Below are 12,625 nucleotides of genomic sequence, written 5' to 3'. Positions count from 1 at the left end.
TCGCTACTCGACTTATTTAGACTATCGTCTTTCAAGATTGAACACCCTACAAATTATAAGTTAAATAACAATTAGTTATATAGAGAAATCAATCCTATCAATCAGACTGTCTTGATAGCGATTGGTTCACCGGCCATTTTCTTTTTCAAAGTGCGTTTGGTTCGGTCAATCACATCACCGGCCAACTGACCGCATGCGGCATCAATATCATCGCCACGCGTCTTACGTACTATTGTGGTAAAACCGTATTCCATCAATACCTTAGAAAAACGATCTACCCGGCTGTTTGAGCTACGACCATAAGGTGCCCCTGGGAACGGGTTCCATGGGATCAAGTTAATCTTACACGGCGTGTCTTTCAGGCATTCCGCCAGTTGATGAGCTTGTTCCACGCTGTCATTGATGTGATCCAGCATAACGTATTCGACAGTAACACGCCCACCATTGGCTTTAGATTTATCCAAATAACGCCGTACTGCAGCCAGGAAGGTTTCGATATTGTATTTACGGTTGATAGGCACAATTTCATCGCGGATATCATCGGTCGGTGCGTGCAGGGATATCGCCAGCGCCACATCAATCATGTCACCCAGTTTGTCCAGTGCTGGTACAACCCCTGAAGTGGACAAGGTCACACGGCGTTTGGACAAACCAAAACCAAAATCATCCAACATGATATCCATGGCTGGCACCACGTTATTCAGGTTCAGCAAGGGTTCGCCCATCCCCATCATTACCACATTGGTGATTGGGCGGGTACCGGTTGATTTTAATGAACCGATAATCTTCGCTGCGCGCCATACCTGACCGATAATTTCAGATACGCGTAAGTTACGGTTAAAGCCCTGCTGCCCCGTTGAGCAGAATTTGCATTCTAACGCGCAGCCTACCTGAGATGACACACACAGCGTCGCACGATCACCTTCCGGGATATACACGGTTTCAACTTGCTGATCGCCGACCTTGATTGCCCATTTAATGGTGCCATCGGTTGAGCGCAGTTCTTCTGCCACTTCTGGCGCACGAATTTCTGCTACGCGCTGCAATTTGGCACGCAGCGCTTTATTGATGTCGGTCATTTGCTCGAAATCATCAAAGCAATAGTGATACATCCACTTCATGACCTGATCTGCCCGGAAAGGTTTCTCACCCATTTTGGCAAAAAACTCGCGCATTTGTTGACGATTTAGGTCGAGCAGATTGATTTTGCTGGTGACAGGCGCTGCGGTCTGCACCGCATTGTCAGACAGCAGTGCAGCATCAATGGATGTTGATGCAGTTAATAATTGTTCAGACATGAGTTGTCGTGGCCTCGTTGTTACACTTTACGGCGCTGCGCTTTAAACCAGGTATGGCTTTCGAAACGGCGATAAATAAATAATAGAACGCCCCGAGGAAGATGTCTCCAACGGGGCGCGGCATTGTACAAATTTTAGAGCATTGATTCCATGATTGAAAAGGTACCCGGACAACTTTATTGTTTCAGTTGATTAAATAGTGGGTATTCCTACACGGAATCAATTAATTAGCTGCGAGGGAAAATTTCATCTGCGGCGAAGAAATAAGCAATTTCACGCTGAGCGGATTCAACCGCATCAGAACCGTGTACCGCATTAGCAGTGAAACTATCAGCAAAGTCCGCACGCAGAGTCCCCGCCAGTGCGTTGTCAGGGTTAGTCGCGCCCATAATATCACGGTGGCGCTGAACGGCATTTTCACCGGCCAAAACCTGAACCATGATGGGGCCAGAGGTCATAAACTCAACCAAGCCATCAAAGAATGGACGGCCTTTATGTTCAGCATAAAACCCTTCGGCTTGTTCTTTGGTCAGGTGCAGCATTTTTGCTGCAATAATTTTGAAGCCAGCACTTTCAAAACGCGCATAAATGGCACCAATCTTGTTATTGGCAACAGCATTGGGTTTGATAATGGAGAAAGTACGTTCTAAAGCCATGATAACCTCATATAGGATTTCTAATATTGACCGGACTCGGAACCCGCCCCGCTATAGGCCATTAATAAACACATAGGCTTGGCTGGCGGCAGTTCCTTTACTACAAAATTATGCCGACCCTGTACAGTGGTCGCCGATTATAGGTGTGCTATTAGCGCTTGCATACGGCAATCACAACATTTCATTAAAAAATAGTTATCTTAATCACTCAATTTTATGCACAAATCACACTTTTGCATAAAAAACGGTTTGACCTACTCTCCGTATTTTTCTGGCAAAAAGTTATTAATATCAAAGTTCATTAATAAATTGAAAACCAACCTTATTCTTCACAATGGCTGACGGCTGACTGATAACATCTGAGACCAGGGAACGTTTTCCTTTCTGCGCCAAATGGTGAGCTAATGCTCTGATAGCAGCAGTACCAGCACCTCTGATAACACCATCTGCCATTGGATGGAGCACATAGTTCGGGGTGGTTAATGAACCCGCAATACCCACATCAAATTCATTAATATCCACTGCCATTGTCATGCTGACTATTTCCCCGGACAGACGAACGATGACATAAATATAATCATCACGGGATGTCCTTAACCAACTCTGAACAACATCACTCACCAAATTAGCCGCTGAAATAATCGGATCTATCCCTTCATGCTGATTGGTATTAGCAACATTTTCAATCTCCGCAACCGTTGTTAAAGACTGCAATGCTTGGCGATACAGTTGATGCCATCCCTCCACTACCGGAAGAACGTTTTGTCGGGCAGTTAACGTGCTTTGAGGTGTACCGGTGATCACCTCAATATCAAAGAATAGATCGGGCTGTTCTACCCATTCACCCTGCAATTGTCTTCTGGGTACCGTCTCAACAAAGTGGAAATTTTGCAGCGCCAGTTCATAGCGCCCCTGAGGTAATTGCTGCACCACTTGCGGGGGCTGGACGTCAGCTTCATTATATTGTAAATAACCTGCATAGCTGAGTTGTGAAAAATCAAATGCCGTTTTTATAAGAGCGGTGTTATCAATATTCTCGGCAACATAAGTCCGAACACTGTCAATTAAGCGCGCGTCAGTTGCTGTATCTAATGCTGCATAGCCGGTGTCTCCCGAATTGATAATACGCTCAATAACCCGTCCAAAATTTTCGGCATTCCAACTGGCGATACTGCCACCAAATAGCAGGGTAAAATCAGTTAAAATATCTAATGTCCAATCGATGCAAGGAGGAATAAGCTCACGGCGAAAACGCAGATGAGGAAGCACCTCATATTTCATTGAAACTTTACAGGCTAACGCTGCAGCGGGTACCGTCAATGATTTACCGTTCATGTCAGAATTAATCTGGATCAATATACCCATCGAACCAGTCGAAAAATTTGCAAGGAGCATTTCGGCAGGAAAAGTTTCATTATGTTCTATTCGAGGCAGTGGTTTCGACGTACCGGAGACTTGCAATATTTTATTGTCGGTGGCGCTAAAAAAGTCATAAGCATCGGTTACAAAACGTTCTGCCTGATTACAACGTCCCTGAATGATATAATTATAAATATTAAGCAGAGGTATTAACCAACAACTCGCCATTCCGATAAAGCCACGCTCTACCCTACCCTGTTCTTTTTCAACGGTCATGACAACCTTGTCTATTATGAGCGGTTTACTATTGTTAGCATTATTGATAACAAACTTAATATTAGTACTATTAACATCAAATAAATAACTCAGAATCGGATAAAAATACGAGCCCTGCCCCTCAACACTTTCAATACACTGGATTTCAACATAACCACCATTAAAGCTAAATAACATTGATAATATACTGGGCTGATTACTTATTTTAAATATAGTACTATTGTTACTTTCTTCATGAATAAAAAATATTTCATTATTTTTAACTTTTAAAAGCCCTCCACCGCCTATCGCTAAAGAGTAGTCACTTTCGCTTGTTAATTTAAAACTAATCAAGACTTGCTTTAAATCTATTCTTTTATCATTCCAATAATTACCAAAAGCATATTGCACAGGGATAGTCATGTTATTTTTTATGACACAGCGCTGATCACAAAGAAAATATTCGTACTGAGAAACTCTAATACTACTTATATTCTTATTCATACCTATTTTTTCTAAATCTGAAGTAGAGTGACTCTCTATCAAAACAAAATAATCTCCATTATAGCCATCATTTTCATAGATTATGGCCTGAGTATCAGGTGGTAATAGGACAGAGCTAATTCGATCGTTAAGAGGGTGTAAAATATTATATAACTTACCAGGGGTTTCATTATATAAATCAATTCGTTCATTACCAGAGATACATATTGAATCACCTAAAAAATCATCATATTCGTAAAAACAGGCAGCACTCCTGACTTTAAAGGATCTAATGGTATTATTTAAATCTGCCCATTGACGTGAGGTAAATAAATCAACATTCTCTCTAAATGTTAAGTTCCCCCCCGAAAAATTGATATCTTTATATACTGAAACCACCATGCCGGGAGGGACGGAAATAGATGATATCCGGTCATTCCATTCAATGCTAAGATTATCTACCGCCAACCCCTGGGTGGCGCAGATAGATGCCCCTTGATAACCTTCATCAGCGAAAAAACAAACCTTAGGGTTGTCAGCAAAAACATTGGTAGTTAATATTATTAAACATAACACCATAAAAAAAATATTATTAATCATCTTCCGCCCCAGTTATGAACAGTAATTAGAAATAGCAATACTGGAGTTATTTTATCGAACAAATTAGATCCATAATATTATTTTATTTATTATAAAAGAATTAATTAATAACTAAATACAAAAGAAAACCATAAATTATCATTAATTAATCTGACACATGAATTCATTCTACGCGAAATAATAAATTACTCACCAAACCACTTTCATCTAATACATTAAGTTGATAGCGACCCGGTGCCGATAGTGTTTGTATCCATGATTGATTATTATCCGTCACCGCGACTTGTTCCCCATTGAGGAACCACCAATGCTGGCCCTGTCCGCCTTGCATCGCCAAACGCAGATCAAGGCGATTCTGACCAGGCAGACGTTTCACTATCGCGCCGTCACGTATGCCCAAAATCAGCAGAGGAGCCACATCGACACCACCTTGTGGTGGACATTCGCTACTGGCTGTCGGTAGCCGTTGCTTACGGCGTTCTGCCCGTGGTAACCAGGGTTCAAGCGGCAGTGGCCAGAGAGTTAATGGTGCTGGGTTGGCGGCAGGGCAATCTGCAGCAACCCGCTGGCCCTGCGGATCTAGCCACACACTGAGTTGGCTGCCCTGCATATTTTCCTGACCAGGTGCCGCGAGCGTGGGAGGTATAGTGCCGTCAAGGATCCAGCTTTGACGCCGTTGGCGGCAGTTACTGTCTCCGGCTGCCAGCGGTTGCCCACCCGGCCAGCAAATCTCTGCCCGACTTACTGACGGTGGCCTTGGGTCTGTCGGTAACGAACGGACACTTTGCTGTAACCCTATCATCAGTAAATTATTGACCTGATTAAGAATCGGTATGGCAGTAGCATAACCAAACTGCCCGGCAACCGGTGTCCCATCTGGCCGCCCGACCCATACCCCAATGGTATAGCGGGCATTGATACCCAAAGCCCAGGCATCACGATAACCATAACTGGTACCGGTTTTCCACGCCAACGGCACTACGTCCGGCAAAATATCGTCCGGTAATGGCCTGGCTTCACCGGCCATTATTCGTCGGGTGATCCACGCCGCACCTGGTGAGAACAACCGCCGTTCCTGTATTTTTTGCTGTGGTTCAAAACGTAATGTTGCCGCCATTCCACCACGTGCGAAGGCACTGTAAGCCGCAACCAGATGATCCAACCGTGAACCTATCCCCCCCAGAATAACGGCCAAACTCGGCTCACTATGGGGTGGGAAACGTAGGTTTAAGCCAGCATTACGCAAATTGGCGGTAAAGCGCTTAGGGCCATAAGCTTCGAGTAATTGTACCGCAGGCAGATTCAATGAACGCACCAGTGCCTCGCTGGCACCGACTGGCCCATGGAATCCGGTATCAAAATTACCAGGGCGATAGTCCCCAAAGCGGCGCGGTACATCTTGTAGCAACGATTCGGCATGGATCAGGCCATCATCCAATGCCATGGCATACAGGAAAGGCTTGAGTGTCGAACCCGGTGATCGCCATGCGCTGACCATATCCACATGGCCAAAACGGCTGTTATCTTGAAAATTCACCGAACCGAGGTATGCGCGGACACTCATAGTTGAATGATCAACCACCAGCAAGCCCAGCGAGGTTTTCTCCGGTAACTGGTGACGCCAACCGGCAGCCATATCTTCCAGTTGCCGTTGTAAACCGGCATCCAATGTGGTTTGAATTATTTCGCGCTGATTACCGCTGGTCAACCGGCGCGCCAGCAAAGGGGCTAATTGCGGCACCTGACGCGGTGCCAGCCAAATATCTTCTTGTTTGATATCAGCCACATTCTCTGCCGACCAAACCTGGTAATCCGCCAAGCGGGTTAATACTTTATCGCGGGCAGTTTTAGCTCGCAGTGGATAGCGATCGGGCCGCAACCGGCTCGGCGCTTGCGGTAACGCTGCCAGCAGTGCGGCCTCTGAAGGTGTTAAGTGAGCAGGTGATTTACCCAGATAGGTCCAACTGGCGGCACCAATCCCTTGCAACGTGCCACCAAAAGGGGCGCGATTAAGGTAAATTTCGAGGATTTGATCTTTAGAGAAATGCCACTCTAACTGAAAAGTTCTCCACATCTGACGTAACTTTCCGGCTAAAGTGCGGGGGTGTGGGTCGATCAAGCGCGCTACTTGCATCGATAAGGTACTGCCGCCGGAAAGTATCTTACCCGCGCGCAGATCCTGCCAGGCAGCACGAGCCAGTGCGAATGGATTTACGCCGGGATGAACGTAAAACCAGCGATCCTCGAAGGTCAATAATGCTTGTAGGTAATAGGGCGAGACATCTTGCAGTACGACAGGATAGCGCCACACGCCATCAGCATCGGCAAAACGCCATAGCGGGGTGCCATCTTCAGCCACCACAACCCGTGCCACCTGAGCCTCCGTCAACGGGAGCGGCCACAGTTTATCCGCCAGCCATAGAGTTGCCGGACATAACACAGCGATGAGTACCAGCACCCAACACATGCGCCGATAGCGAGAAAAAAGTATGGTTCGCATCAATGGCTTTCCCCCCCTGACAACTGTCTGGCCGTAAGGGGGGGAATACTCACTTAACGATTTGAAGCTGTGCCGGCGTGCCCCCTAATGCACGCCAATCCGGAACATACATCGATTCCACTTGTGGTGCAGGCACTTGATAGACCCCCGGTGTCACAGCACGCGCCAGATACAGCAGCGTGGTGTGACGATAACCATCAACACTGACTGCCGCGACATAGCGATCATCGCGGAACTCCTGATGCTTGATATCCGACTGCTGCATATCCTGTAATAACTCAGTCACGCGACTGGCGCTGTCCCCCAAACTGGCGTTGCTATCGCCCAAGTTTTGGTTTTCCAGTTCCAGGCCCGCAGGTAACAAATCAACCACCAACGCATCCGGTACTCGCTTATCGGCCCAGATATCCAAATGCACCAGAAGCAACTCGCCACTCTTCAGTTGCGATAATTGCAGCGGATGGCCATCCAGCCCAATATAACGGCGGCTGATATGCAAATTATTGCTGAATGGCGCTGGAGCGTGCTGTGGATACCCCACGACATCAACGCGGCTATACAATGCGCTATCGCCACGGTTTTGTAATTGCATCCCACCGGCCAGTTGTTGCGCCGACCAATTTTGGTTCAGTGCGGTACTTTGTGTCAAAGTGGCACTATCGTCGATTGACTCGGCCTGTTGAGCAATTGCCACCTGCCACGGTGTTTCAGCGCCATTGATCAACGTGCGCCCTGCCAGGAATAACGCATTGCTCTCCTGCGTTGACAGATAATTGCGGCCGAATAACGCATCCGATAACGCCAGCAAGCGAGTATCGCGCGCTTCCGGTAGCAAGTTGTTGTCGGTTAACAGCGCCAAAATCAGCGCATCATCGCGCACCGAACTGCCGTAATCTTCCAACCAGTAATCTTTATCGCTGCGTGTGGTGTTCAGCCCCTGAGTGATCGCTGTTTTGGCTCGCGGCATATCCCCCATCAATTTCAGCGCCACACCAAGCTGCACCAGCGGTAAGCCGGAACGTGCGTCACTGCTGCGAGTATACAACTGCCGTAATGCCCCCAGTGATGCCTGCTGTTGCTGTGCCAGTACCAACCCCGCGTAAGCCTGCACCGCGAAACGGGTATGTTTGCTCTGCTCGCTGTAGCGGATCTCAACCTGATTCGGATCCTGTAAATAGCGCTGCAAACGGTTATTGGCGGCAGTCAATGCCGCTACCGGCACGCTGTAACCCTGCTGACTGGCACGATACAGGAAGCCGGTGGCATAGGCGGTCAGCCAGAATTCCTCCGGACTGCTATTACTCCACAAGCCAAAACTACCGTTATAACGCTGCATACTGAGCAGATGTTCGATACCGATATCAATCGTCTGACGCCGCTTTTCATCGCTATCAGCCTTGATACCCAGCGCGGTGAGTTGCGCATGGTTACTGTACAGCGATGGATACAGCCCGCTGACCGTCTGCTCCAGACAACCATAAGGATAGGCGTATAACTCACTGATATAACGAGCCAGATTCAGCGGCGGGCGGCTGGTCACCAGCAGTTGCCCCTGCAGGGTTTCAGCACTCAATCCGGCGATGGCCTCAGCCGATAGGCTCCAGCTTTCACCACTGCGCAGCACATTAGCGAAATGGCGGGTTTGTGCCGGATACGCGGGCCGCACACCAATTTTCCAATGATGCTGGTAATCCGCTAGTTTTTCATCCGGTAACACCATGCCGGTGATCGTCAGACCGATATCCCCCTGACCGAAGCCGTTCAGCGCCCGAACCGGAATCAATACCGTCTTGCGCTCACCACTGGCCAGCGCAATAGATTGAGTTGCGGCACCCTCTAGCGCCAGTAAATCGCTGGCCGCCAGGTTGAGTGACAATGTTTGCGCCTGACCGGATAAATTACTCAAATCCAAAGCCAGTTGCGTGCGGTCGCCCCCCGCCAGAAAGCGCGGGGTCGCCAGTTGGGCAATTAATGGCGCGGCCACCACCACTTTAGACTCTGCTTTGCCAAAGTCTTTATCACTCCAGGCTTGCGCCATCAGGCGTAATTCACCGTTAAAGTCAGGAATTGCCAGTTCAACCGTGCCTTCACCCTGCGCATTTAATGTTACTGGCTGGGCTTGTTGCGCCACAATGGTGACTTCGGTGATAGGTTTCTTACCGCCACGGGATAACGCATCCTCTTCATCACCATCGCCACCAAAACGTAAACTGGCTAAACGCCCTTGTCCTTCAATCAGTTGCCCGTAAACATCATATCGATCGGCGCTGTAGCGCTTACGGCCAAAGAAGGCGTCGTATGGGTCTGGTGTGGCGTAATCGGTAATGTTTAAAATCCCGCTATCGACTGCCGACAGCAGCACTTGTACTTTTTCAGGTAATGGTGCGCCGGTGCGGCTGGCTTTCACTTTTACCGTTAAGGTTTGATTCGGGCGAATACGGGCGGGCGCATCCAGTTGCAGCGCCAGTTTGCGGGTTTCATCCACCAGCGGCAGATGCAACAAACCAATCGCCCGTTTTGGCGTTGCCTGCTGCGCCTTATCACCAGGGCGGATCACCGTGGCGCTGAGATACAGGTCGTGGCGATCCCAGTCATGGTTAATAGGCACGTCAACCTCGGTGCCGCCGGCTGGAATGGTCACTTCTTGCCACCACAGTGGGCCGTCACTGGATTCCACCAACAGGTAACCATTACCGGCCACAGGCGCTTCAATATGTAATTTCACTTGGTCGCCGGGGCGATAAGCCGGTTTATCCAGTGTCAGTTTGACCTGATCCGGACGTACTGCACCGCTGCCTGCGGTGTTATCCTGCCAGCTATAACCGGCCCAGAAGCGAGAGCTACTAACCCGTGAGTTATCTGGATTGCTCACCTCAATACGGTATGCGCCCCACTCCACCGGGAAACTGACTTTAGCGCTGCCGTTAGCGGCAATACTTACCCTTTGTTCTGCCAGCGTTAAGTCTTTTTTATCAAACAGCGACTGCCAGCCATCACTTTCTGACCACTGCCAGTAGTAATCACGGCGTTCACGTATCAATTTTACTTTTAAGCCATCGGCCGCCAGCTTGTCACCGTCGGCATTAGCATAGACAATTTCGAAATCGGCCTGGGTGTCCTGGCTGACCATCGCCTGCGATTTATAACTGTCACTGCGGTAATCATAAACTTGCTGTTTATTAAACAGTGGGCGGATACCGACCAACGCATCGGCAGGCCACAACGCCTGTTCCGCACGGCGAGTGACTGGCCGCCCACCAGATTCCAACAAACTGGCCTGTAAGATCAGTTTCAGCGGCGATTGCGCATTTTGCCAACTGTTATCCACCGTTACGTCAGTCTGCCCGTCGCTATCAAGCGTGGTATCAAATTCATCTAAAGTGCGAGAGAGGTTTTCTTCCGTCACAGAACCAAACTCAAAACCGGGCAACGTTGCCACCGCTTCCCGCAATGGGCGCAAGAATAACTGGCCTTGCAGACGATTACCGGACGCAGGTGCGCCGTAGAGATAACGGCCGGTGATGGCAAAGCTGGCTTCGCTGTCGGTAGCGATGGGTTCTTTACCGGTGGCAATATCTAATGCCAGGCGTTCTGGCAGAAAATCCTCCACTTTAAATTTATAGAAACGCGGCGGGTTGTCGCCCAGATTGAAGCGCAGTGACCATTCGCCCGTTGGGCCACCTTGCGGGATAGCATATTGATATTGATACAACCCCTCTTGCGGTTGCCAGACAAAGCTGCGCACTATTTTATTATCGGGTTTGAGGATATCCACTTTAACCGGCTGCGTGGACAGGGGTTTACCATTCGCATCACGCAGTAAACCATTAACGATTAAGGTTTCACCAGGGCGATATAGATCACGCGGACCAAAGACAAAGAACTGCTTCTGGAAACCCTCCGGCCCGGCAATATCAAACTCCGCCAGATCCAGTGCTGGTGCGCTGAGATCAATCAGGCTGGTCTGCCCGTTTTGCGAGGCCAACAGTAGCTTGGCGTTGGCATTGTTCTCCAACTGCGCATGACCCTGCTCATCAGTTTCGGCCTGAATCAGCACTTGGCCTTTACCGTCCAGCAGTTGCAACGACACGCCTTTCAAGGCTGCGCCACCGGCTAACGCCTGAGTAAATACATCCATGCGGTTATGATAGCTGTGCAATGAAACACCAATATCACTCAACGTAAATAAGGTGGCAGCATGGGTATAACTGTAATGACCGGCTTGTTGCATCACCGCCAGATAGACGCCGGACTCTTGCAACGGCTTGATATCCGCCAGTGGCAGTAACAGCTTTTCACGGGTATTAGCCGCAGGGTTAAGATCAAAACGGCCGGTATAGACTAAATCAGCCATTTTCAGTAGTTCATCTGATTCCCAGTTAGACAGCGCGCTGCGGTACTGCCATGTTGCGAGGAAATTAGCCAGGCTGCTTTGCTTAATACGGAAGAAATTAACATCGACATTATTAACATTGAGCGCCATCACTGGCAGACCTTGTGCCAGTTCACCCGGCAGTAAAGAACCTTTGCTGGCAAAGCCGACGCTCGGTTTGATGTCGCGGGTGGTAATTTGCTGTTGCTGTTGTTGACCCAGCTCTGCGCCAGTCACCCCTTTTAGGCTGCTATCGACGGTCAGTAGCAATTTACGCTCAGGTTTAAGGTGGCGTAAACGCAGCTCCATCAGGTTGTCGGACAGTTCCCAGGCGCCGTCAATGTTGCCACTGACAGTATCAACCAGATGCACCTGCGAAGCAAAATCCTGATTTGAGTCCAGCGGCTGCGAGAAGGTCAGCACCATGGCGCTGGCCCCATCAAGTTGCAATTCAGAGGCATCCAGTAAGGTAAACGGTTGACCTGCATGCCGTTTTGCCAGCTCTGCCAGAGCCGCAGCATCTGCTGGTTTACTCACCGCTACTTTTGCCACTGCGGCACTGGATTGAGTGCCAGGCGATGCGGTCACGCCATTATTATTGCTGTCATCACAGGCTGCTAATAACAATGCCGCACCGACCAATATGGCCGCCCGATACCCGTTGATCCCTGACATTAACCGATGTAACCCGTTGTAATTCATATAGTGCTCCCTGGCTGATGGCAAGATTATAGCATTCGGCTGAAAGGGAATATAGCGAGAGGATAATGGGGGGAATTCTCCACAGAAAGAACTCGTATTTACATGATTTTATATCCCTAGAGATAAACAATACTCAACAAAAATTGTATTTAATATTTTTTTAAAAAAAATTAAATTAAAATTACCGAAAAAAAATAAAAATAAAATTATTATATTAAAATCAATTAAAACAATAAAATACAATCTAAAAAACCATGAAAAATTAAAATTAAAATTAATTTAATATAAAAACTCTAATTTGATATTTTAATAAATAGCACCAGCCCTCTTATGCGTTTATATTTCAGCCAACATTTTGTCGTTATTAGTCCTCTTGAGTATTTCACTTTTTAAAGTTCAT

Annotated in this window: 5 protein-coding genes; all 5 read right to left on the bottom strand. The window is 48.1% G+C overall.

From position 1 onward, the window contains the following. Positions 1 to 101: 101 nt before the first annotated feature. Positions 102 to 1,298, bottom strand: coding sequence for a bifunctional tRNA (adenosine(37)-C2)-methyltransferase TrmG/ribosomal RNA large subunit methyltransferase RlmN (locus AEP37_RS00340; protein ID WP_049608138.1), 1,197 nt, complete (start codon positions 1,296 to 1,298; stop codon positions 102 to 104). A gap of 227 nt (positions 1,299 to 1,525) precedes the next feature. After that, a complete protein-coding gene (gene ndk / locus AEP37_RS00335) occupies positions 1,526 to 1,954 on the bottom strand; it encodes a nucleoside-diphosphate kinase (RefSeq protein ID WP_049608135.1) in 429 nt (142 codons plus the stop codon). Between the two features lie 291 nt (positions 1,955 to 2,245). Continuing rightward, a complete protein-coding gene (locus AEP37_RS00330) occupies positions 2,246 to 4,651 on the bottom strand; it encodes a peptidase inhibitor family I36 protein (RefSeq protein ID WP_049608132.1) in 2,406 nt (801 codons plus the stop codon). Between the two features lie 163 nt (positions 4,652 to 4,814). Next, positions 4,815 to 7,151, bottom strand: coding sequence for a peptidoglycan glycosyltransferase PbpC (pbpC, locus tag AEP37_RS00325; RefSeq protein ID WP_049608129.1), 2,337 nt, complete (start codon positions 7,149 to 7,151; stop codon positions 4,815 to 4,817). A 49-nt stretch (positions 7,152 to 7,200) separates the two neighbouring features. Continuing rightward, positions 7,201 to 12,225, bottom strand: coding sequence for an alpha-2-macroglobulin family protein (locus AEP37_RS00320; RefSeq protein WP_049608127.1), 5,025 nt, complete (start codon positions 12,223 to 12,225; stop codon positions 7,201 to 7,203). Between the last annotated feature and the right edge of the window lie 400 nt (positions 12,226 to 12,625).

The sequence above is a fragment of the Yersinia pekkanenii genome, assembly GCF_001152565.1.
GTDB classification, from domain to species: Bacteria; Pseudomonadota; Gammaproteobacteria; order Enterobacterales; family Enterobacteriaceae; genus Yersinia; species Yersinia pekkanenii.
The sequence above is the reverse complement of the archived record's forward strand: the minus strand, read 5'-3'. Positions and strand labels throughout refer to the sequence as shown.